Genomic DNA, 25,093 nt, shown 5'->3' with positions numbered 1-25,093 from the left:
TCGCTATGCCAGCGACAGGCTTATCAGAATACTATGGCACCACACTCGATAGTCTGCCGCCGGCGGGTTCTCCAATTGATGTTAGCATCTCTCTTCTCGTCTTGGAGAAATATTACCATGCCCTGTATATAAGCGAAGATAAACGGACAATGGACGGTCATCTTGCGGCTCCATTTCCTGCATTCGCCGCATAACTAACCGGCTACTTTTTGCAACAGTGAATCGACAATAGGAAGCAAAATATTGTCAGTTTGATCGCTGTCAAACATACCGACTCCACCGATCCTATCACTATAGTATGTCGCCAGTGTTTTAGCTGTTGTGTATTGGTTGTTAAAAACAAATTGTATTTTTCCACCCGTCTCGCCATCTTCACCCTCTAGAAACGCACCAATAACCACCAGTAGTTTATCACCAACAAACACTCTCAAATCTTCCTGTTCCCGGGTGATAAGCATCTTAGAAAAATCAGTGCTATCGGAGAACTGGCAATATATTTTCTTCTGATTGTTAGTAGTAATGTTACAAATATAAGTCACTGCGTAATGAAACAAGGTGGCATTAAACGTAAAGCTCATGTGTTGCTGATCGTCGGTCATGATCACTAATAAAGCCGGTACGTCAATTTCTACGTGTGCTTGCTCAGTGAGCTTGAGCACGTGATCCGCTTTTAATACCAGCAAATTATCCCAGCGTTGGTAACAGGGGCTTTGGTTTGGAAAAGTGATCCGGCCACCATTATCATAAATTTTAAGTAATAGCTGGCTTGAAAATACGCTAGCAGCACGAATAAACCAAGCCGATTTATCCCATTTGTTAAAACCAAGATAACGATATAATCGATCGGCATCATGGATAATAAACAGCTTTTGACTGGCGGGGTGATACCAGCCTCGATGCTGATTTCTACAATTCATTGGTATTACTTCGGGAACACCATAATAATGGCAGAGTGTGCTAAAATCTTGTTTTAATTGTGGGATGTCTACTATTTCGTTTTGATAATAACCATCAATGAAGTTATCGGTGGCGGATAACAATAGGATATCGAACCCGTTAGCTTGCTTGCGGATATAAAAAATCAATCCGCCCTCAGTAATCGCCTTTATATCGCCATTATCCTGCAGAATAATATAAGCTAAAAATTTATCTTTTTCCGCTAATACGTTGCCCATACTCTGTATGATCAGATGGGGGATTAGCGCTTTATTGGCCAATAGATTGCCGCTAAAAATAGCCGCTAATTGATTCGGATCCAGAGTAGATACGTAGCCAAGCGTTTTTTTTCCGCTAGTATTTTCTGCTGAAATCCAGGCCCCTTGCTGGCCGTTGACCTCATGTGCCATACCCAGGTAGCACAGTTTTTGCCAATAACTACTTTGGCAAAGAATAAATTGCTCTCCATCACATTGATACCAGGCGTGCAGTGGCTTCCCTTCCTCATCCATGAGTAAGCCAAACAGAGTAAGATGTGATCCTACCTTAATCGCTTTTTTTTGCCCGGCAGGCAGCGCTGAAACACCATGTAGCCGATCTTGCTGTGTTCTTACGTAATGTTGTAGCGCGATCGGCCAATTTATCTGCTGTTCGAGCCAAATCTTTCTTACCCCGACCAGGGTAAGAGAATCACGATCAGATAGACGATAAATTAGCCCATTTCTTATGCTGAGCAGTGTATCCTGAATGCTTAATACCTGTTGGTTATCCAGGCCGAAATCACTCAGATCTATTTCTCTAGCATCGTCGTTGTCTTGTTGCACATACAATTTAACCGGTTGATGATGATCAGCTGGCGGGGTGAGGGACCAAAAATAATAGTGACGATGGTTATCACTGCTTTTTTCTACCGGCGCTCTTCCCGCCGGCTTGATAAGATAATCGACATTATTCATCATGCTGGCATCTATTTTGGCAGAAATTTTCTCATTTAGGTCATAACTCTCACTCAGTACTGGCCATATTAGCTGATGGTTAAAAGATTCTATGGGGTGATCGTCTACCAGCTGGGATTGCGTTTTTTTGATGGATAGTAGCGCCGTTTGGGGTACGCGGATTGGAGACAGACTTTTATGTAGCAGCTGCGGTCTGGCCTCGTCAAGTAGGGGATTAATATTCAACATGGGATCAATGTTACCGCTGCCACTCTGTCTGACGATAAGATCGGTCAACACCCGAAAGCTTTTCTCTGTTGAGAGCGTATTTAGCACACTTTCTGGCAACCCGCTGGCTTGAATGAGCTGTAAGCTGTTATCAATATCATCAGTGTCAATAAGATAGTCAAGCAAAGCTTGAACGGTGTGGGAAGGATAAAAGTCAGAGCCTGGATTGAGATAAGTGTATTCCTGCTGAAAACGAATAGTACCTGGAGAAACTTGCCAATTGATTAGTGTCCCCGGAGATTTATACTTATACTCTTCTGTCTGCATATTACTGGATTCTGTATCAACTTGATGATGTATATTAAAATAGATCTTTATCAACCGTTGCCAATTGAAGCGCTCTAACAAAGATGTATCTATATCCCGTTCTATATCCTGCTCTATCTGTGCCCTCACTACTTTTATATCCATTTTGTAGTTTACAGGCAGGTAGATTTTTATCAGCTCTTTAGTATTAAAATCGGATACCCAGCAGATATTACGATAAGTATAAATACTGGCTACTATGGTTTGAGCAGAAAATTGATCATAATCAATCTGATGTGGAATAATGACTGAGATATTTCCCTTATACCAGGCATATTTTTCATTGCTAAATAATAACTCAACATGAGTGCGTTTTATTTTATGCGTAAAAAGTGTGTTGTCGGAGGTTTTTGTGTAAATAAAATCGTTTTGCCATAAAGAATAAAAACAATATTTACTTTGTTCTTCTTCAATGGGATTAAAATTATTGATCCGCAGTAATTTAATAATTTCTTTCATGCCTTTGGTATATTCAGCCAGATATTTTTTTACCGTTCTATGATCTTTATTGGCAATAACTTTATTATCCAGCAGGGTTTGTACATTAACCTGTAATGGAACTATCCTTAGGTTTTTGCTATCGACTTCAAAGAGACCGCTAGGTAGTTGAATAATAATTTGTGTATTTTTGATGTCAGTAATATTAATATTAATGGCTTCCGTTTTATTATTATGAGTTTCATTCGATGCCTTGTCCGGTAGATGACGATAAAAGTTTAATACTGAATCAGTCAGGATCACCTGTATACCGAACAGATGGCTGGCAGCAATAACCCACTTTACTTTATTATTACTGCATTTTATTGTGACATTGGCTTGGACTTTATTTAATCCTAACACCACAACAGCATCTCCTGTTTCTGGTGCACAGAACGTATAATGTAAATATTTTTTGTATATATTATATTTTACTTGTTGATCTTCACTAATACCGGGTGCAATAAATTTATAGTCACCATTTCCTAATAAAATATCTATTTTCGTCATACTGTAGCTAAATATTATCTTGGTTAGTGCCATCCATACTGGTATTATTCCCGCTCCTATTTTTATCTGTTTTGCAAAGATAAATCCGGGATTTTTTTGCGCGAAGCCGCGCATGGTTTTAAATTCAGGTGAGGTTTGCAAAACGGGGAATAATACGGAATCATAAACAGGCTCCATATTGGCTTTCGGTGTGACCGGTAAGATAAATAAAATTAGGTAATCCCCCGGCTTTGCCGGGGGACTCCGTAAGGTTTGACCGTGTGGTGCGGTCACCCGAATCTTCTATCTCGACCAAGAGATAGGAAATTCAAATGAAAGATTACCAGAGTCTTAGCCATACGAAATGGGATTGTAAGTATCACATTGTTTTTATCCCGAAAGGCCGTAAAAAAACAATATTTGGTGAAATTAGAAAGCATCTCGGTGAGATGTTTCACGAGTTAGCAAGTCAGAAGGAATGCAAAATTATTGAAGGACATTTGATGATTGATCATATCCATATTTGCATAAGTATTCCGCCGAAATATTCAGTGTCATATGTAATGGGTTATCTAAAAGGAAAAAGTGCAATCTCAATCGTACGACGGTTTATGGGTAAAGTCCGGAATTATAGTGGTGAGAATTTTTGGGCTAGAGGTTACTTTGTATCTACAGTGGGTTTGAACGAAGAGCTGATACGAGCTTACATTCGATACCAAGAAAAACAAGACAATCATTATGAACAATTGAAGCTTAGGATGTAATGACCGCCTTCAGGCGGTTCAAGGTTTGTTGGCCTCTTCTAGGGGCTAATAATTAAAGCCCCCGGCTTTGCCGGGGGATATTTACTTTGTTCAAACTAGGGTTGTCTTGCAGATCAGTGATGGTTTTTTTTTCGTCTACGCCTTCTAATATACGTAAATTAATATAAGTGTTCATATCTACAGGAATGCCAATATCTTGCATTTTTCGTATTTGTTGACCCTGTTTATCGAACAGTACGGTAGGATTGTTGTGTTTTCGTAGATCGATTTGGCTAATGACAACCCCTTCCGACGGAAGTAAAACGCCTTTCTCAAGACTAAATCCTCCCCGCTGCCATCCCTCACTCATATGATTGAAATAGTGCCCCCAAGCCTGTACATTTTCTCTATCTTCCAATGAATTTTTTGTCTTATGCATCATAAATTGGCTAAGTTCAGTCAGCATAATGTTAATTATGGATAGCACTACCGTTGCAATAATACCCGGGATGCTAAAAGCTGTGTTCATGACATCATTTGTGATCCGTATCATAGTAAGATGATGTTTTTCTTGCTCTTTGGTTTCGATTAACTCATCAGTATTCAGTACAAAATTTTTTCTGGCTAATCGAGAAGCCATGATTTCGGTTTTTTTATTGTTTGTTCTACTCACCATGTTAAAAAAACGGTTAACACTTTTCATTCTTTCTGGAATTTTACTGAGTTTACCCTCTCTAAATAATGTTAATTGTATATCAGTTGCGGTATCGGCGGTGTTGGACACGTTGTTAATATCTATCGGAACAGATAGAGCGAAATAGATATCGAGCGCTTTTCTTAAATCAATAAATATTCGGCTAATATTATTAATCCCCGTATCAATATCATCTCCAAATTGATATACCGATGTAGTAAAATCAGCTTTATTTTCTATATTGTCAATATACTTTTTTTTATTCAAGTGCTTAGTTGGTAATTGTCCATTGCCAAATCGACAAAATTGCCGAATGATTGCTGTTGACTTGTCTAATAATGGGTTGATGGCAGTAAAAATTTGATTGGTTGTTTCTAATGTTTTTACTTCAACAAGATTTTTAATATTCAGGTAGGGTATTCTATATTTTTTTTCCAATGGGTAGTAGCGGATATCTGATAACATCGCTATCCATTCATCTCCAAGTCTACCTGCAATTTTTATCTGATTAGCAGCGAATGATAAAATGTAAGGGGAAACATTATTGCTAATATAGTCCGCTTTTGATTGTTTAATGCGTTCTATATATTTAATCTTGCTATAATTGTCTTGTAATCTATTTATTTTAGTAGAGAATGTTTTTGTATTATAATCAGTGATATAAAAAGAATGATAATAAAGCGCAATGTTTTTAGGTAAAAGTTTAAGAAAATTATTAATATCATAAATAGTCGACGCCATCGTTGTAATATTTAATTCCATGCTATTCTTTATTACTTTTTGACGATCTGAAAAAATAATATCATCAATATTTCCTAGATAAATGGCGGAAATAATGTCGCTTTTACTGTACATTTTTTGTAATATTTTGTTGATGTCCCGTGTGTTTCTATTTTTAGCTAAATCTATATGGTAAAACGTAAATTGGTTGTGACGTACCCGACTTTGTAGCCGCTCAAAAGCGACTTGAGGATCATGGAATAGTTTGTTGATCAAAGATTGCAATGCTAATTTTCCGTTGGAAAGATTCAGCGAATCAAACCAAGCGGTGTAATTCTTCTTTAATAGTGAGCTGGTTAATGCCTCCATCAGGAGTGCTATCTTAGCGAGTTGGCGATCAAAAATAATGATTTCTCCCCCGCCTCCCCCCATAGCAACCAGTAATACCATGCTATCGGCAGACACTAACAGTGCACCTTGTTGTCCGCTGTCCAACAGTGCCTGGGCGGTGCCTTCATGAATCCAGCAGGCGGATAGCTTTTCCTGATGAATGATAGGTGTCTTAGTGATGTAACCTAGTGTAAAAGGCTCTGGTTGGAAGGCAGTAACGATTTTATTGGGATCAATAAGGTATTTTTCTAAGGGGTGAGAGAGTAACGTTTTTTGATCATCTTCTTCATTATTATTGATAATGATTTTTTTGTCGCCAGGTTGTGTCAAATTCCATGTCATGCCTGATGATGTTGCCGTACCTGTCCATTTCAAGCCGATGGTATCAACAGTAATGAGTTTTTCCTGGATTATTGTGCGTTTTATTTCTACTTCTTTTTCAGTAAGAACAGCACAAAAATCAACAATAAAACGGGGCGGCTGAAAATTTTCGCCGGGCTGCTTAATATCTTTTTCTAAAAATTTAACTGTTTCCGTAAATTCAACGATTGAAAACTCAGTAACCATGAGGCTCAATTGCGTAATGATGTCGCGGTTTCTCAATAGTGGTTGATTAATGAATAGCGGTTTATGAAGCAGTAAATTAGCGATTATTTTTCCATCGATGTTGAGGTCGGCGCTGTTGTTCTCCATTCTATTATCCACCAAAATAATTCTTTTTTTTCGGTGGTCGCCAAGGTATTCAGTGCCAGCAACTTTGGCTAATTGTTGTGTGCTGGGATCATAGCAATACCAAATACTTAACAGAGGATTTTGCTGATAGAGGAAATTAGCGGCTGCTAGCGCTGCTGTGTTGGCGTAGAGCTGGATAATGTATTGCTGATCGTAGCACGGGCGGTTAATGAGCAGGCTGTTGTCGTGCATCGGCCCTGATAAATGTGATTGATAAGTTTCTTCGGTTAAAAAGAACACATTGATAAAAGGTTGTTCGGATGCCATGAGTGTTTTAGTGCGTTCAATCTCGACCTGATTATACAAATCGGCACAAGCATAGTCATAAGCACGGCTCCCGGTCAGTTCATCGCTTGAACGAGCATGTTTCCCCTTGTGGGCAATATTGTCATCACGATACTGAACCAATACACTCGCATCAAACCGCAACGATAATTCCACTAGCCGTTGCTTGAGGGCTGTTTGAGCGAATTCAGGGTTCCATTCGATCAGGGTTAACCGGTCAATGCTGTAAAGGCTATGTTTAATGAGCAAATGACCCTTATTGAGATTGTCTAGCATCTTTTTGATGCATAAACTGTCCCTTTTCGCGACCACTGCCCGGTTATAGCCCGCGTCATACTGACATTGAAAATAGGGATCCACTTTCAATTCGTTAAGCGATTTGAAGAGAGGAATATTTTGTTCATGCGCTCTGGCAAGCACATCTTTTATCTTGCTGACAAAAAGAGGAGCAACAACTTGATTGCCTTCCATCTCTTGCGCTTCCGGCATATTCCCCGTTTGTTTCTGTTGTTCTAAAATAACATTGACAATGCGCCGTTGACTTTCAGCGCCCTCTGGGTCTTCCGCTGTGCTGTCGATAAGCGCGCTAAACAACGTTGTATTTATTGCGGGCAACAGGTCAGTATGCAAACAAATCCCGCCATATTCTTGCAGTATCAACAGGCGACAAATATCGCTGGCCGCGGCTAGGTTGCCGCGTAACGCCAACTCTTTAATGTACCATTCGCTTTCTTTTTTATCTGGCTGCGTTTGTGTATTATCCGTATCCGGAACAAGATCAAAGACAGTCTCAGTCGAGATATCAGGTAAAAGTTGCGATAAGTTGCGTAGGTTTAATCGATAAATTTTGGCTGTAGGATTGCGGCTTTGCAGCTCACTCAATGCATCCTCAATGCTTTTTTCATTTTTTCGTTTGATTTGTCTCAGTGCATCTTTTGTTGCTAAATTTTCATTTTGTAGAAATTCTGAGGTGGCTTGATCAAAACTAAAAAAATGGGTCTCCATAGAGGTTTTAATGGTTTGATAAGCCTGATTTTGCTTTATGATCCGGTTTTCTTTAGATAAGGAATAAAGCTCACCTGTTCCGATAGTGAGCGTAGTAAGTGCTGCTTTACTCGCCTCGTTCTGTAAACGCAGTGCCAGCTCCCAGGCTAAAGCAGCCGTATTATCAACCCAGATATTTATTTCATAATCTGGATTATGTTTTATCCACAGATCGATATATTGTTTTTGTATTTCAGTTATTTTTACTAGGCAAATAAAATGTATTTTTTTATCCACGGTTTCTTTAATTGCTTCCATTCGCAAGTGGATCACATCAGTTAATTTATTTTTTTTTATTATTTTATTTTTTTCATCGATAAATATATCGGAATTCTCTTTCAATGAATCAAGCAGCTGTAGCAATAATAACATTTCTTCTGAGGTGGTTTGCTCAGACGTTAGATTTTCATAGCAGTTCTTGATGTTGATAAATTTTTTATAAAATATATTCTGTTGATAATAATCACTGTTGACATGAATGTTTCTTAGAAGGCTGATAACGAATGCGCGTTGAGCAGTTTGGTCAAGTATGCGCTCTACATCAAATTCAAATAGCATATCAATTTCCCTATTAATTAGCGTAAATGTTGGTGTGAATAGTGAGCAAGGAAGAAAATAGATTAAGTCACACGAATCGGCTCTGGGAGGGTTCGTCACATTAACTGAGAAATAGACGAAAATAAGCCGAATGTGGCGCAGTCTATGCCAACTGTATGCAAAATACAAGCGCCCAATCTAGGTGCTTCGCAACCCCAGTCGGCAATAGACTTATTGCAAAACCTACTATAACGACGCAATTTAATTTTGATCAGCACACAAATATCAGCCACTCCGTAGATTTACTCCTCAATGTATCCGTTAGGTAACAAAAATTAAATCGCTCAGCTGTCTGTGTTTGCAAATACATGCTGCGAATTCTGCATTACGTGGTGCTCGCAATCCTCATGTACTCGTATATACCGCGTAATTCTGCGTACGGTCTTGCAAAAAGCCGACTATAGAAGTGAAAGAAAAATGATTAAAAGGGAGTCGGTTTCGTTAAGTGAAATGCTTTATTGTATTGCTCCGTCTGATCCTGATGTGCTGGCACCCGTTCTCCCGGTGAAGAAACAAAAGCAGACATCTCTTGCACCAAACTTTCTACACCCAATTTTGGCTCTGGTACCGGTTTATTAACACCGTATAATTTCTGTAGCGCTAATATATCAACAGGTTGTAATCTTGCTATATCTAGGGAATTTGACATAACACTATCGTGACGGGGATGAAAAGAAGAATGATTTAGCCCCAGAGCGTGCCCTATTTGATGACTGACTAGGCTTCTAAAAATTTCACGGTTGGTATGATTGAAGGTATCCGTCCCAATAGTACTCATTTGCGAAGCAGGTAAATAATCAGTAAAACCCGCATTTGCCCCTTCGCCGTGAGTGTTGTAATTGATAAAGCTAAGGTCAGCATCTTGATCATTGGCAACCTGGGAAAACGCTAGACCGGTTTTTTCTGCAATTTCATCAAGAACAGACTTTGTGATCTCTTTTTGTTCATCGGTATAACCCGTCAAGTTCGTGTAGTTATATTTTGATGTTGTAGCGTCATATTGCGGAGTAGGATATTGATAACGGAGTATAATACGCTCTTGATGCGCTTCTTTATTCCACTTAGATCCACCTTTAAGCCCTTCCGCGACATCATTAATATGACTTTCTTCACTTGTTTGATTTTTTATCTCATGACCTACTGCCTGCTTTTGTAAACCCGTCGCGGTCATCAAAAAATTCGTTTCTTCACCCAGGACTTCTGTCATACCGGTAACATCATTTGATATCCTTAGACGATCCTCTGATTCTTTCGCTAATTCCACTATTTTTATCTGATAACCGTCACTGAACGGTATTTCATACCGTGAATATTTTCTGTTATTTTTTTTTATATTTTTCTGAAAAACAATCGCGCCTTTTCTATTTGCAATAGAGATGATTGTATAATAAGAACCATGTTTGAATTTTTTATTAAGGTGCAAACGTAACATGCTATTTTCTTTATCAATAGAAAAAGAAGCGAATTCTTGATCATCAGCCCCACGTAATGTGAGTTTTTTCTGATAGTTTTCCGGCGGTATAAACCTCTCTGTACCGCAGCGCCTGATGTGTGTACCACGCTTCAATCTACGTTTATCATCTGTATTATCATTTGTGTCACGGCCATACAGATTCTGTAATGCTAAAATGTCAGCAGGTTGTAATTCTTCGACAACATGGTTATAAGACATCACACTGTTGGGATCCGAGGTGTCCGGGGCATGGAGCAACCCAAGCGCATGTCCTATCTCATGGCGAATGAGTCGATTGAATCTGTACATGTCATCAAAATTCGTCCAAATTTGGCTAGTCCCAGACTGCGGGGGGTAATCAGCATAACCACCGGGAGCAAACGAACCCTTGCTATCGTAATTAGCAAAAACCAGATTGCCTGCTTCATCATCTTGTGCTATACGGAATTCTAGACCGGTTTTTTGCGCAATTTCATCAAGAACAGACTTTGCGATCCTTTTTTGTTCGTCGGTATACGTGGTTAAATTGGTATGGCCTTCAGTAGTTTTCCCGTTATATTTTGGCTTAAAAAATCGATAAGTGAGCACCCGCTCTTTATAAGGATTTTTATCCCATTTTTGTGTGTGCTCTAGACTCTTTGCTAATGCGCCAATCTCGCTCATAATATATATTCCATTCATTTTTTTTTCGCTTTCTATTTATATTTATTTACAAAAAATTTTTATATAAAAATAATAAACAGACAGAATAAATTTTTATTAAAATAATATTTTTTAGAGAGACTCAGAATTAATACTGATAAGATGTTATATTTTCTTATAACATCTCTATTTTTATTTGGCGAAATGAATATATCTCGTTTTCAGAAAATCATGATAACCGGCTTGCTCTCGCTATAATACGTTGATTGTATTTCTCGTAGGCTGTATTACCCGGTTGCACCGAAACAGCATGTGAACGTGAAGAGGGAAAGGTAGACATCACCTGAGCCATCTTTGCTGTTGTATTGTGCTGTTCTGGCTGAAGTGAAAACGTCTGCTTTTCTAAACCGGTGGATGTCATGATAAACGTACTGGTTCTTGAATTAACGCCAATCACGTTATTATCAGAAAATATTTTTAAACGGTTTTCTGCTTCTGCGTGGTATATTTCTAATTGATACCCTTGAGCGAAAGGGATCTCAGCACGCGAAACTTCTCTATCAATGCCTTTTATTTCTTTATTAAAAATAACTTCACCCTGTGTATTTTTAATCTGAATACTGGCGTAAAGATGATCCCTGAAATAGTCATCAAGTAATGGTTTGCTGACATCAATATTCATGATTTCCTTAGTTGCATCCACAGAAAGGGAAGCAAATTTCCAATTACTTCTGTCTAGGAAAGTAAATTGATGTGAAGATAGGATCCTTTCCAAACCCGTCGCTGTCATAGTAAAATTATTTGTTTTCGAAGTTGAAACGGAGATACCTTTCATGTCAGAGGATGACGCTAAACGGGTTTCTGCTTCAGCGTGATAAATTTCCAATTGATAGCCCTCACGAAAATGGGTATCAACACGTGAAAGTTCAGCATCAGTGCCTTTTATTTCTTTGTAAAAAACAATCCTTCCCTCTTTATCTTTAACCTGAATGCTGGCATAAGTCTGATTACTGAAATAATCATGTGCCGTTGCGGCAATCACATCAACACGGATAACGCCACGTGTTTCATCAATAGAAATAGAAGAAAATTCGGCATCTTCTATCCCCAATAAGGTAAATTTTTTCTGATAATTTTCTGGTTTTACCCGTGCCTGATTCATGACTCTTATACGTCGTTTCTCAGGCTGTACTTCTTGTACCTCATCCTGTCGATTCACGACTCTTATACGTCGTTTCTCAGACTGTACTTCTCTTACCTCATCTCCTAAGCGTGCCCTTTGCCATGTTTCCTCTCTTCTTGCAGATCGCTCCTCATGTTGCTGTCTTATCTGTTCATTCTGCTCCTTGATACGTGCCAATTCTTTCTCATATTCCTGTTTTTCCCATTCCCGTCGTTTCAGTTCCTCTGCCCATCGTTCATTATCTTCCCGTTCTACTCGGGCCTGTTCCTCAACTTGTTTCCTGTGTTCCAGTCTTCTGTCTTTCTCCTCTCTCTCTGCTCTTTCTTGTGAGCGTCTCTGTACCCGTTCATTGTATGCTTGTGCCTCCTGCTGTGCGATTTCTTCTCTTCTTAACCCTTCGCTTTGCCGTTCTCTTTGCAGAGTTGCTTCTCTTCTTGCAGATTGCTCTTCATGTTGCTGTCTTCGCTGTTCCTGCTGCTGCTTTATACTTGCCAATTTTTCCTCATATTCCTGTTTTTCCCGTTCACGTCGTTTCAATTCCTCTGCCCATCGCTCGTTATGTTCCCGTTCTATTCGTGCATTTTCCAGTGCTTGTTTCCTGTTCTGTGCCTCTACCTCTGCGATTGCCCGTGCCCGTCTCTGTGCCCGTTCTTCTTCATCTGTTTGCGCCTTCTTTTTTACAAGCTCTTCTCTTTTATGCGACGCTTGTCGGCGTATTTCCATGGCAAGGTCTTGCTGTTCCCGCAATTTCCGGTGATGCTCTCGCCATTCGAGCTCTCGTGCTTTCCGTACTTCCTGTGCTCTCTGCTCCCGTTTAATTTCCTCTGTCCGTTGCACTTCCAGCCGTTTTTGCTCTTCTTCCTGCCTCTGTTGATTCTGCTGATCCCGTGCCTGTAGCCGCTTTTGTATTCGTTCTGCTGCCCGCGGATCGGTGTCATGACCATACAAAGCCCGCAAAGCGACAATATCAGCAAGCTGTAATTCGTCTACAGAAAAGTCATACGACATCACACTATTAGGATTAGCAAGACTATTAGTGTGCTTCAGCCCAAGAGCATGCCCTATTTCATGAGTAATCGTCTTTTTAAAATTACTCAGATTTTCAGAATTTATCCACACTGGACTGGGATTGGGAGGGTTGGGATAGAAAGCATACCCTTTTATAGGGTTACCTGGAGAGAGGAAATTACCAAAGGTTAAATTGCTCGGTTGAGCACTTTCAACCATGCGAAACTCTAAACCCGTTAGATCTGCAATCTCATTAAGAACAGATTGGGTCATTTCTCGTTGTTGATCTGTGAAAGTGGTCAAATTAGTATAATATTGATCGCCATCGTAGTGTGCTCTACCTTGATAATTTGGCGTCAGATATTTGAATGTGAGTGTGAGTTCACCCTGTCTATCGGAGGGATCCCCTCGCTCTGGTGATGAACCTGATTTCCATTTTCGGCCATCTTGTATTTCTTTTGATACAGAATGAACATGACTCATAATGACTTCACTCCCTTTTCATCTTAAATTTATAATTAATATAAATTTATTTTTTTTGGAATGCATCATAGTAATCATTGTTTAACATTATTTTTCATTATTTCATCGATAAGTTAAATACTTTTAAAATATAAAGATGATTTAATGGAATAACTATTTTATTTTTCGTGAATTGATTATGTAATATTTCACGTCATGTATCCATTCACACTACGTATAGCGGTACGGTTTAATTTTGATTACATACTGAATACTATTCAGTATAAATATACGACACGATTCATCTTTATGCTATAATTAGAATAGAAGCGTTCTGCTATAGTAGGTTATGAAAAAGATTTCGAATAGGGTTCTTACAATTTCAGGGCCTGGTTGATGCACGGAGGGCTGGATTGAATATGTACACGTTGCAAATGGCGCGTAGAGCAGTGAGTGAAGCCTTCACGTCCATGTAATAACGAAAAATTATCAGCGATCACGACGTCTCCCTTTTGCCAGTGATGCGCATAGAAGTGGCGCACATCGTACAAACTTTTATGTAATACCCGGCGGAATTCTGCTTGTTGCTCTGGCGCTATTCCATGATATTCCAGTGTGTGCTGATTGAGAAATTTTTTCCCTTCAACCGGAGGTTCATTGTAACGCATAATCATACCCTTCCCGGTGGGGTGCTTAACCAATAGAGGCGAACATAATGTACCACCGTAATGCACGACCTGTGCAATTCGGTAAGTGACAGATACCGCCTTCCATTGTGCCAATACCTGCTCACTGGCATTAGCAATCATTAAGCTGGTATCAACAAAAGTAGTGCGTCCTCCTTCGTTAGCCGCAGGAGCGGCGGCGCAGTGAAACAACTGAAATTCAGGAATAGTCGATTTGTACATCCCGTCCCAGTGTAATGGGACATAGCTATTATCAAAAATATGATCTGTCGCGTGCTGATCCTCTATTACGTTCAGTACTGCGCCAAACGGCCACATCATAATCTCACCCCACATCTTGGCATACTCGGCTAATACTTCCGCGTCGGCGAAATCCGAAGTAAAACCACGCAGTACCACCAAGTGATGACTACGTGCCAGGGTGCGTAATCTGTTGACGGAGAGCGTCATGACCTTTTGCCCGTCATTCTGTGGATGTAATACTACACCAAAAGGTTGGTTTTTTACCCTTTTGCAATTTAAATCCAGTGATCCTGATTTATTTTCCATCATTAACATTCCTGGTAAAAATTATGCCCACTCACAAGGCCACCACTTTTGTTTGTAAAAAGAGTGGCAATAAAAAAACGATAGGTTTTACACATGACTCATGTGTAATATCCCACTCCTTTATCGGGAGTAACTGACGCCATAGCAGAATTTATAATCAGATAATGGCTCGGTGTACCCCGAATCATCACCAGTGTGCCGTTCAGTTCTTCGGCTTTTTTACGTTTCATCAGCACAAACTGGCCGTTGATATTTACTGCTACACCATGCCAGGGTGTCAGCCAGTTATCTTTAGTGGCTATCATGTGGATCCCAATCTTCAGGCTATCTGCAGGTTGAGGATGAATAGAAAGGCGGATCGCCATAGGAAAATGCTGAGCCAGTAGGTTCCCCCAGGCTAAGCTACGCTGGATCAGGTTACAGGCTCGCCGTTTGGCATCCTTCTGTAAAGCCGCATTGGAACCGTTGTAAACGGATGATTGATTGTCTTCAAATAAAAAACGGGTAACAGCACGATATAACTGTAAGCCTTGTGCATCCTGCATCAGACGTGCCTTAATCTTCTCTTCTGGTTCGACGTAGCTATCAACCAATAGACTGCGCAATCGATCATAATCGTTGGCATGCCCCGCCAGCTCTTCGATATTCCCTAGGTTAAACAGGCTTAAATGTGTTATTCCTAGCTCATGCAATAAATTTCTCATTCCACACTGATAATTGTGGATCACTTCATCAGTCACCCGTATCACATCACCAAATACATGCCCGTCCGCACAGATAATAATATGGGCGCCAGGCGAATAATAAAGTTGAATGCGTTTACATAATGAATCAAGAAAAATCAGTGATATTTTTTCGGCCATATCCGGTAATTTACCGATGACTTTATTGATATTAGGTGATTTAACCGGAAATGCAGGTAAAATAAATTCAATACGCTGATCATTTTTAATAAACTCACAGATCCTTGGAAGCTGAACGTCAATGATTAATTTTTCTTCATCCTCTATCTGTGCCTCAGGTTCAGGAAAACGTCGACGATATAACAAAATTTCTTGTAGAATTTTTAACGCCAACTTTTCGATGTGAATATTACCCACGATTCATTCCTTTAAAATTTTTATTATTATAATGATGGTGAAATTACGTACAAAAATAATAGCAAATAACAATTGTTAGCACAGTTGCTTAACAAGATAGCAAAGTATCAACGTATTTATTATTTTGGTTTAATACCGGTTATCACACTGTAATAACCTAAAGCGGGTGTTATTTTTATTTCACGGAAACCAACATCACCGAGCAACCTGGTTATTTCTGCACCTGAATATTGTTTTCCCTCTGTCCAACCTAGCATGATTACACTGTATGCTGCAGCAGCTAATGGACCCGAGCCATCATCATGATACAAAAGTTCATGTAAAATTATCATTCCCCTGGGGATAAATCTTTAAAACTTTTTTTTGCTAGGAATTTATTTTTCTCTTCTGGCCAATCGTGGAAAATATTAGAATAAAAATGGATATCAGCTTCTGGAAAGGAAGCGTTTTCGTCCCACATATTGCCCGAACGAGTTGTTATCTTCTTTTCTAAATCATAATCCTTCACGAATTTACTCGCTAATTCACATATTTCAGAAAAATCATAAATAATACCGTGAATATGTGGCCAGCGTGTCACCACACCCAGAGTGTGAGCACCAGACCCCCGGCCAATGTCCAACATTGTGTTATAAGTGGATAATTTCAGTTTATCCGGCCATATACTGGCAGCCCCCATACTTAACGCATGCATAGCATCAGTAAAAAGTTTTGCTTTTTCAGGTTGCTGTAAATGTGATGTAAATAACTCATCTTGATTGTATACCTGAGGCTGATTGTTTGTAATGGCCGCTCGAAGATTTGTTAGGGAAAAATTTTCACTGTTTTCATACATTAAATCCCAGAAATAACCAAAATAGTTGGGATTAATCTCCGATAAACGTTCCTCTAACAAATATTCTTTCGACACCCGGGTGAGTGAATAACCCTTTTCTGTGTATTCTATTAATCCCAATGCTCGTATGACAGATAAGATCGCATCGGCCGGTCGAGCGGCAAGAGTAAAACGGTTGCAAATTTCTTTTAAGGTTTTACTCTCCTCAGAAATATATTTAAAAATACCTAATCGGTGCGCAACCAGTACAGTAGGATACGCATACATACCCATCGTAATATCTAATATTATTTTGTCATCACACTTAGGTTGGCAAATAGTTTGCTTCATCATGACATCCTTCTTCAGCAACATCACAATTATTGTTGCTGGTTATATTTTTATGGCTGATATTGTATAAACTAATCATTCCAGATAAAAACCATTAAATTTATTAGACGAACAAAAAAACACAATCATCATTTTTTAACAGGGGATTTTCACTATAAGTGACAAACTTATCTTGATAATCCAGCATTCATGAAATTAAGAAGAAAAAATAAAATATAATCATTATTATATTTATAATTTTTACTGGTTGTTTATATTAAAAGAAGACTCCATTTTTTTATTAGACAAACTTCATGCAACAACTCTGCAACTTATTTGTATAAATACACTTTAATTTATACTCATTATTCTGACACCATATTAACTTTCAGGAAATAATCATGCCCCCTTATACACGCCACCCTAGCCAGATAGGTATTTCATCGCAAAAATGGATCGAACTGGTTAAACGACTCAGAAGAGTGGATTCATTAAATTTCCCTGCTCATACCGCAGGGGATAGAGCAGCAGAGGCCTTCCTGAAGCAGTTTACTTTTCCATTGGAAGACAAAATCAGCAAATATGATTTGCTAATTATTCATCTGGAGCAACATGACGGCAAAATTCCACGATGGGCGAGATCGTCTAAACATACCACTGCACGGCAAGTACAAGCCCCATCTGTTGTGGAACCAGAAAAATCCTGGACACAGCGAGTGCAAGAAAAGTTTGGCTCCCTTGAAGAAGGCAAGAAGCAAGCATTACAAATGCTGCAAAGGCTGTACCCACTGCGGCCACAGCATCTCGAGGAAGATACAGGGAAAATTAATGCGCTATGGAAAAGCTTTAATATGTCGGGTGAACTGCGACAACAACTGGTTTTTGAGTTGGCCAGCAAGGGAGTCATTCCGGTGTGGGCTGAACAGCACAAAAACCTGTCAATGGATGTCAATAATCCCGATAGATTTAAGCATATTCAAGACATGACTGATCCACAGATTGCTGGACAAGCAGGGGCCGCCCTTCTTTGGAGGAAAACAAAGCGATTCATCATTTTTCCCCTGAATTTCTTACCACCTATGCTGCAACACAGGGCTATCAAATCAATAGAGAAAACGCCTTCTTTCTAACCCATATCAGTGGCGTATTTCGAGGTGATCACCTTACACCCCATGAATTAGCCGATGATGGAAAATTGCTTGCCTTCGAAGGCGGACATACCTGGAAGCACACCACAGATATCACACTTTGCAGCAGCACTCATTATCGAGATGCTATTGCATACGGTCGCAGTAATACAGGGGGAGTCGGAGGAGTCGGGGGTGCAGCACAATTTCACTACGGCTATCAAAATGATCCTACTTATTATGATTTTGATTCAGAAGACTCAGTAGATTCTAACGATTCAGATGCTGATCAAGCACTGCGACGCAGGCAAAAAGACGGCTTTGTCTACCTGATAGACACACGCGGACTGGAGGCCGTACCCGTGGGGGATAATAGCGTCCTGAATCCGTACAATTCAACGACCGGCGGCATGACGGTTCCCGCTGAGGTACACATTTCCGTTCCCGCAACGGGCATCCCTTCTAACCGTATATGGTTAGTCAACTCGGACGGCACAAAAGCCGTCAAAATTGATGACCTGTACAGACATTTTAAGCGCGATCTTTACGAGCTAGAAGAGCACACATTGAGCGGAGGGAGTTCAGAACACTACGAATCTTTATTTTATAAAAGCGAACAACGAGGACTCAAAGTGCTCAATATGAGCGACCTGACCCGATCAGGCACCACTCACAATGTTCGTTACTACCAACATGCTGATTATCCATTGATTAACCCGGGATTAAGCGCCCCAGGCTCTGGCGCGAGTAGGCATAATCACCCTCTTACACCTTCTACTTTTACGCTCATCCAGCCGATGGATGGCACCAGAACGCAATTAGGTCCAGACCGGTCTGATGAGCCTCTTGCGGCGGCTAAGCGAGACGACGTTACGGGCTGGCGCTCAACCTTTATCATCCCCGAAAAGCAGGATGGCGAAATACCTTACAACGGGTTCGATGGCCAAGTTATTGTTCAGCTGGAAGATGACCCTACAGTGATGGAAGCCGCGTCCGATCTGGCTGCCAAACGTCCTGGAGCATCGGTGTTATTTCAGCTAGATGCTGCCGGTGCTCTCCATTTGGTTTATGGTGATCCGAGCCTGCTGCGAGGTAATTTACGGTGGTATCTGGTGGGGCATGGCCGTGGCGATAATGAAAGTGATCATAACACCTTGGCGGGATACACGGCGAGTGAATTGGCGAAAAAAGTCGCTGACCTTAGTAATAGGCTTGACACAGACTACAGTGATAGCGGTATTCGTAGTGCACCTAGCTACGTCAGTCTGGTCGGTTGTGCACTGACTGATAATAATAACGGCGGCTACACTCGACAATTTGCGCTATCACTCAAAGAACAAGGGATCACGGCCGATGTCTCTGGGCGTAGAACCCCCATTATTGTTGATAGGGACGGCCGTAAATTCACGCGCTCAGCAGACAATCGCTGGATTAATGGTCTTGATGATAACAAGCTCGTGCTCACTTGGGATCAGCAAAACAAATTAATCCAGACAACGCATCTCAACATGCGTGTGACAAACATGCTAGATATTATTAACAAGATAAACGTCAATCAATTGCAACTGACGGCACTGAATAGCGAACAACAAAGGGTGCTCGCCTATTTCTTCCCGCCCCACCGATGGCTCGTTAGATATACAAAAAGTGGCCTCGTTAATCAAGAATCGCTGGCAATTTCAGCTGTTCATCAATAATACGCAGCACTTGTTGCAGTCTCCTCGAGCACAACGACAGTTAGCAACATCCAGCGGCAAAAAAGCGCTATTACAAAGTCATATTTGGCATGAAAAACAAAGCGATGTCATTGCAACCTGGCACGGAATTGCCACTGAACAAGGCAGTGTTAACCTGAAACTCGCTCCCCAAGCGCTATTTATCGGCGACGGCAGTCCCTATGCACGAGCATCGGCTACTGCAACCAGTCTGGCCTGGTTGGATAGCCAAGCGCAAGGAGGGAATGCCAGTGAAAACTACCTTAATGGGCTAAATAATTACGCCGACATTCACGAGCAGCGTGCCGAAGGCCCGCTTTCCGATAATGACACTCAGCAGGTGCAGCAATTAGACCCATTATTTGATCGATTACTCGCTGTACCTGAGGACCATCCCCGTGTTTTTATCCGCCAAAGCTTGCCAACAACCTACGCTGATGTCGCCTTGGGTCATTATTTGTTAAACATCGGGTCAGATACATTGACGCTATCGAAAAGCAACGATGGCTTTTCCCTGTATGATCCCACGGTAGGAACCCTGCGTATTACGGGTCCCAAAGCGAATCAGATACTCACGACAACCTTGCAAACATACTTGCGCCCTGTGTCACCGGGTCCGACAGGTGATCAGCAGCCTGCTTTACCGCCTATTACCCTGTATAAAGTCGATATGGCTGCCGCACAGACGCATTTTCCGACCTTGGCACCACTGCAAGACTTGCTCAGTGATTATCAAACGGAAACACAGCGTCTGGCAAACGCAGCCGATATTACCCTGAGTGAGGTCGTCATTCCGGCGCGTATCCTGAACAAAATGGGGGCCAGAGTGAGGGGTAAACCTTTTGCTATGCAGCACCTCACACAAGCTGATTTAGCCGACCAGCTGTCTTTTGATGCAAAAAAACTCTCTCGTTATCTACACCAAGCCGATTACAACGATCTCGCGACCCAGCAAGCGGTGCGTTTCCTCAAACAACAGATCGCCTCGAAAGGCTCGGTCGAAAGTGTACTGGTAGCCGATGGCGATGCTCAATCCCGGGTCAGTGCCCTGGCGCAATTACAAAAAATTCATCAGTATGTCACCCCGATGCTAAACCCTGAGGCGCTCCCTGATCAACACCTCACTGATCACACCGCAAAACTGACGCTACAGATTGATCCTACGCTCGGCGCCACAGTGAAAGCGGTCCCCGTTGCGCCACGTTGGGGACGGACTCAACGATTAAGCAGCCGTTTAGGCGGTACTATGCAAGGGTATGGTTATCTTCGGGCGTTGAGTGATATGGCTAAGTATGATGCGTTGCTGCAAAGTGACACACTGACCGCAAAGCAAAAAGAGCAGATCACTTTTGAGAAAAATCTGGCAATGTCCTCTTTGATCACTAACCTGGTGATTGATGTCACACAAGAAGGATTGGGTCGCTGGGGAAATCGTTTAACACGGCTGGGTGTTCGATCCGGTTTTAAACTTCAATTGGCACGATTTGGGGGCCCCGCACTGGGAGTATTATCCAGTGGTTTTGATATCTACCAAGCGCTTCGTGCTTTCAGCGAACTGGCCGCCACGACCGATCCTAAACTACGTCAAGATTTGATCGTCACAGGTTCCTTATCGACGGCCGGAGCACTGGTCAGCATCGGCGTACCCATCGCTTTTGCCGTCGGGGGCACCGCTGCCAGCGTAGCCGGCCCACTGGGTATTACGGTGGGAGCCGCGCTACTGTTGGCCGGCGCCATTTATTCTGCTGTGCGCGAAGTAGAAAACATCAAGAAAATCCTCACATTAACCGATTGGGAAACCTTGCGCAGCGGTTGGTTCGCCTTTACTGGGCAGGATCAGGAGCCGCATATCGCCAATCAGCTCATGCGCCACGAAACAGAACAGGCAGCACAGCGGATCCTGCAAGAAAAACGGCAAGAGACCGCTATCGCGTTATTACGTGCCAATATTAACATTGAAACCCTCTATCTGAGCCTGGGTCAACCCGATCTGGCCGAACGCAGTTACGATAAAGTCACAGCAATGGGAGAAAACGGGCGTGAGATCCTACGTGATAAAATCTCCCCCAAAGAAACGGTCAATCCTCGCACGCTCGCAGAGAGCACACTGATACCAAACCAGAACGCAGAATACCACTGGGGTAGAAATCTGTACTACCGTGACGGTCAATTAGAGCCGAGTGCCTATAAATATTACGACGTTCAGTTTTCATCAGCTGATGATGTGGTCAATAGTGCCGGGGAAGTGTCTGCTCAAGTGCTGAAAAAACCGTTTATGGGTGTGTTTAATCAAGTCGGTACCTTTTTCCGACAAGAAGAAGGCAAGCAAAAAACCCAGCTTCCTGGCCTGAATCCGCGGCAAAATGACTATCGCTCGGTGATGAGCGATTTTAACGGTGATGGCCAGCAAGATATTGGCTATTTTTCCACACAAGGGTTATCGCTATTACTTGCCGATGGCAAAGGCGGTTATGCTCAACCACAACTTATCGAAAAAGGTAAATTGATCGATGGCTTAACCGTACACACGTTGGTAGGGGACATCGACCATGACGGCAAAGACGATATCGTTATCACCATAGGCAGCGGAGAGCCTATTCGTATTCTGTTAGCCAAAGAGAACAATACCTTTATTGAAAAACCGCAACCCATACGCTTAGCTTTGTCATATTCAAGTGACGCTGCACCCGTGCTGCTAGATATAGACAGGGATGGCCATGCTGATCTTGTTTCATGGAGCCGGCAGCTTACCCCGGCCGTGAATACAGTTAAGGATCCTCGCGGTTATATCAACATCAGCTATGGTAAAGCAGATGGCACCTTTGAGCGCTCCGCTTCACTGCCTTTCTCACAGTTAAAAGTACCCCAAGCCGCAGTATCCGCGCATACCCACCATGTTGCCGGTGATATCAATGGTGATGGCTACGGTGATCTCGTTACTCTGACTGCAGAAGGAAACCTCTATACCCTACTAGGCACAGGCGATCGGGCCAACCCCTTTAAGGCACAAGATGTACAACAGCATCAAGGCATGACACAACTCGCCAGAAATTTTAATACCGCGCAAATACAGCTACGTGATATGAATAACGATAACCGAGCCGATTTAGTGCTAATACAGGATAATGGCAACCACAGCATCGCTTACGGAAAAAGCGATGGCTACTTTGCGATAAACACCGAGGTGAAGCCTCAACAAGGCCAGCCGCGTCAGAACTTACTGGCGCTGCGTAACGAACATCAAATACTGGGTATTCGCACCGATGCACAGGGAAATAACCAGCTGTTATCCCTGAACAAAGCAGGCGAAATCAATGCGCATCCTTTTACTAGCACACCCCCTGAGGAACGCGTCGCCTGGTTTAGTTTAGGCGGTGGTAATGATGATGCTATGGGGCATCAAGAGCAGAAAAATATCTTCGAAGTCGGGGCCGGTAAAAAACGCTTTATTGGTGGCCGTAAAGCAGACACCTTCTTATTGATGGGGCAAGCAGCCCCACAGGATCAGCGTCATGCCAGTGTATTAAATGGTGGGGACCTGTCACCATCAGATAACGCTGATACGGTCATGGCGGCGATCAAACGGGATGGCTCAGGAGGCTATCATATCGATCTGACGGCGGGTATTGCTCGCTATCGTTCTAGTGAGAAAATTATCGCCAAATTGCAGCAGATAGAACATGCTGACGGGCACAGTGAAACTGATGACGAACTGATGGGGAACAGTGCTGACAACAAATTGAATGGCATGGGTGGCAGAGACGTGCTAAACGGTTACGCCGGTAATGACTGGTTAACGTTACAGGCCGGGCAGGCAAATGGCGGGGTGGGCATAGACACCTATCGTATTTTGCAAAGTCACAGCAATGCCCAGGTTGTATTGTCAGATACGCCCAACACGCAGGAACACAGTGCAGTATTACTGGACTACCTGGCAGCAGACATCGTTAGTATTACTATGGAAGACGCGGATGTGGTGCTAACACTGCGTAATAAAAATAAGACACATACCCAGGTATTTTTACGTGATATGTACAGCGCAAGGGTGGGTAACCAACGAACCCTGCAGCACAATTATGCACTCTATACCTATGACGGATTGCATCTCACGGGTTGGCCATCTACCCTGAGCCCAAAATCAGAGGGTAGCGTGCCGTCCCTGCCCAACTTGACAGCACGATATATCGCCATCCATGATAGAAGTCGCGCTGCAGCATTAAAAACAGTGCAACCCGGAGGCGATGTCAGCGCTCATCTGCAAGTAGTCGATGGCCGGGGACAGGTTGAAATCAAGGTTAACGACCAACCGGTCAGTAGTCATGCAGATAACAGCCCTACTGTTTTGCCAAGTTTTCTACAACTGGCTCTGGTCGGTACAAAATTTCACACCACCCTGACAGGGGATAACAAAGACAATTACCTGACAGCCTTACCGTTATCCGGACGTGAAGACACTAACCGTTTATGGCACCAGTACAGTTACGATACGCTAATGGGTAAGGGGGGTGCCGATACCTACGAGATTGGCAGGAGTGAACGCGGTATCTGGATTGACAATGAGGACGACGGTAGCGCGACAGGAGGAGAAGCGGCGCAGGACAGGCTGTTATTACCCTGGTCATTGAAAGAGACCCAGCTGATACAGGCCGGTAACGATATTGTGCTCCGTCACCGTGACACATCCGCTTCATACCCCATTATTCGTATTCGCCACTTTATGCAGGATGAACGTTATCGCCATCTGTGGCTGCAGGAAAAAAACGGCCTCCTTGCCGAGCTGTTCATTAACCAGGGGCAAGTTGTCATCGGGCGGGTGGACGTTAGCGAGCAGGATGACCATGTTGTCGTGCTTCACGAAAGCGCACTCATAGACAAAAAGATAGCATTACTTGATGGTGATGACAGCTTTAGCGATTTAAGCGACACAGATTGCCAGATAACAGGCGGTCGAGGTGATGACACCCTACTAGGCGGTGCTGGCAATAATGTTTATTGTTACGCCACAGGTGATGGCCACGACGCCGTGCAGGACAAAGGCGGTAATGACAGACTGGATTTCACCTCAGCAGAAATCAATAAAGACGCTTTATGGCTGGAAAAAGTAGGCTACGACCTCAGGGTTAGGGTTAAGGGGCGTGGTTCCTCTGAGGGTGTCACAATAAAAAATCATTACAGGGGGGCAGACTCGAGAATAGAAAAGATAATTGCCGGCGGCTTCCAGCTATCAGGTAACAGTATTGATCAATTAGCCGAGACCATGGCCAGTTTTTCCACGACAGCAAGTGTTTCATCCCCTTCCACCTCCTCCCTTTCCACACAGATTAACCGCCACTGGATAACAGTGTCAGCGGCATAGGAACAGGATAAACAGAAGAGGAATTTGTCAAA

The 25,093-nt window shown here is 42.3% G+C and carries 13 protein-coding genes; 5 read left to right on the top strand and 8 right to left on the bottom strand.

Annotation, left to right across the window (positions count from 1 at the left end; genetic code table 11):
• Window positions 1-5 precede the first annotated feature (5 nt).
• The gene (locus tag CCS41_RS08940; RefSeq protein ID WP_162860043.1) at window positions 6-194 is read left to right on the top strand and encodes a hypothetical protein; all 189 of its coding nucleotides are present in this window, start codon (window positions 6-8) and stop codon (window positions 192-194) included.
• Here CCS41_RS08940 and CCS41_RS08935 read toward each other — a convergent pair whose 3' ends face one another.
• Complete coding sequence (locus CCS41_RS08935) at window positions 195-3,725, bottom strand: hypothetical protein (RefSeq protein WP_119797493.1); 3,531 nt, start codon at window positions 3,723-3,725, stop codon at window positions 195-197. It lies immediately after the preceding gene.
• 38 nt (window positions 3,726-3,763) lie between these two features.
• Between CCS41_RS08935 and tnpA the strand changes: the two genes are divergently transcribed.
• Window positions 3,764-4,195 carry an IS200/IS605 family transposase gene (gene tnpA, locus CCS41_RS08930; protein WP_119797021.1) on the top strand — a complete coding sequence of 144 codons (432 nt, stop codon included), beginning with the start codon at window positions 3,764-3,766 and terminating at the stop codon, window positions 4,193-4,195.
• A gap of 52 nt (window positions 4,196-4,247) precedes the next feature.
• Here tnpA and CCS41_RS08925 read toward each other — a convergent pair whose 3' ends face one another.
• The 7 genes from CCS41_RS08925 to CCS41_RS17210 all read right to left on the bottom strand — a co-directional run bounded on the left by CCS41_RS08925 (window position 4,248) and on the right by CCS41_RS17210 (window position 16,887).
• On the bottom strand, window positions 4,248-8,597 hold the full coding sequence (locus CCS41_RS08925; RefSeq protein WP_072550935.1) for a TcdA/TcdB catalytic glycosyltransferase domain-containing protein: 4,350 nt from the start codon (window positions 8,595-8,597) through the stop codon (window positions 4,248-4,250).
• A gap of 460 nt (window positions 8,598-9,057) precedes the next feature.
• Window positions 9,058-10,752, bottom strand: coding sequence for a M57 family metalloprotease (locus CCS41_RS08920; protein WP_072550936.1), 1,695 nt, complete (start codon window positions 10,750-10,752; stop codon window positions 9,058-9,060).
• 208 nt (window positions 10,753-10,960) lie between these two features.
• Window positions 10,961-13,405 (bottom strand): putative mucin/carbohydrate-binding domain-containing protein, encoded by a 2,445-nt coding sequence (locus CCS41_RS08915; RefSeq protein ID WP_072550937.1) that lies wholly within the window; start codon window positions 13,403-13,405, stop codon window positions 10,961-10,963.
• 353 nt (window positions 13,406-13,758) lie between these two features.
• Window positions 13,759-14,619, bottom strand: a complete 861-nt coding sequence (locus tag CCS41_RS08910; RefSeq protein WP_072550943.1) for a TauD/TfdA dioxygenase family protein — start codon at window positions 14,617-14,619, stop codon at window positions 13,759-13,761.
• Between the two features lie 98 nt (window positions 14,620-14,717).
• Window positions 14,718-15,719: an L-tyrosine/L-tryptophan isonitrile synthase family protein gene (locus CCS41_RS08905; protein ID WP_072550938.1), complete on the bottom strand. Its 1,002-nt coding sequence runs from the start codon at window positions 15,717-15,719 to the stop codon at window positions 14,718-14,720.
• Window positions 15,720-15,838: 119 nt separating this feature from the next.
• Window positions 15,839-16,051 carry a class I SAM-dependent methyltransferase gene (locus CCS41_RS17215; RefSeq protein WP_275887654.1) on the bottom strand — a complete coding sequence of 71 codons (213 nt, stop codon included), beginning with the start codon at window positions 16,049-16,051 and terminating at the stop codon, window positions 15,839-15,841.
• Window positions 16,048-16,887: a methyltransferase gene (locus CCS41_RS17210; protein WP_275887653.1), complete on the bottom strand. Its 840-nt coding sequence runs from the start codon at window positions 16,885-16,887 to the stop codon at window positions 16,048-16,050. Before CCS41_RS17210 ends, CCS41_RS17215 begins: the two co-directional genes overlap by 4 nt.
• Before the next feature lie 377 nt (window positions 16,888-17,264).
• Between CCS41_RS17210 and CCS41_RS08895 the strand changes: the two genes are divergently transcribed.
• From CCS41_RS08895 to CCS41_RS08885, 3 genes are read left to right on the top strand one after another with little or no spacing between them, the layout of a single operon-like run.
• On the top strand, window positions 17,265-17,993 hold the full coding sequence (locus CCS41_RS08895; protein WP_119797492.1) for a hypothetical protein: 729 nt from the start codon (window positions 17,265-17,267) through the stop codon (window positions 17,991-17,993).
• Window positions 17,891-19,687, top strand: coding sequence for a C80 family cysteine peptidase (locus CCS41_RS08890; protein ID WP_162860042.1), 1,797 nt, complete (start codon window positions 17,891-17,893; stop codon window positions 19,685-19,687). Before CCS41_RS08895 ends, CCS41_RS08890 begins: the two co-directional genes overlap by 103 nt.
• The gene (locus CCS41_RS08885) at window positions 19,638-25,061 is read left to right on the top strand and encodes an FG-GAP-like repeat-containing protein (RefSeq protein WP_072550941.1); all 5,424 of its coding nucleotides are present in this window, start codon (window positions 19,638-19,640) and stop codon (window positions 25,059-25,061) included. The genes CCS41_RS08890 and CCS41_RS08885 overlap by 50 nt, the downstream gene beginning before the upstream one ends.
• Window positions 25,062-25,093 lie beyond the last annotated feature (32 nt).

This window comes from Candidatus Fukatsuia symbiotica, from assembly GCF_003122425.1.
GTDB lineage: Bacteria > Pseudomonadota > Gammaproteobacteria > Enterobacterales > Enterobacteriaceae > Fukatsuia > Fukatsuia symbiotica.
This window is presented reverse-complemented; position numbering and strand designations above follow the sequence as displayed.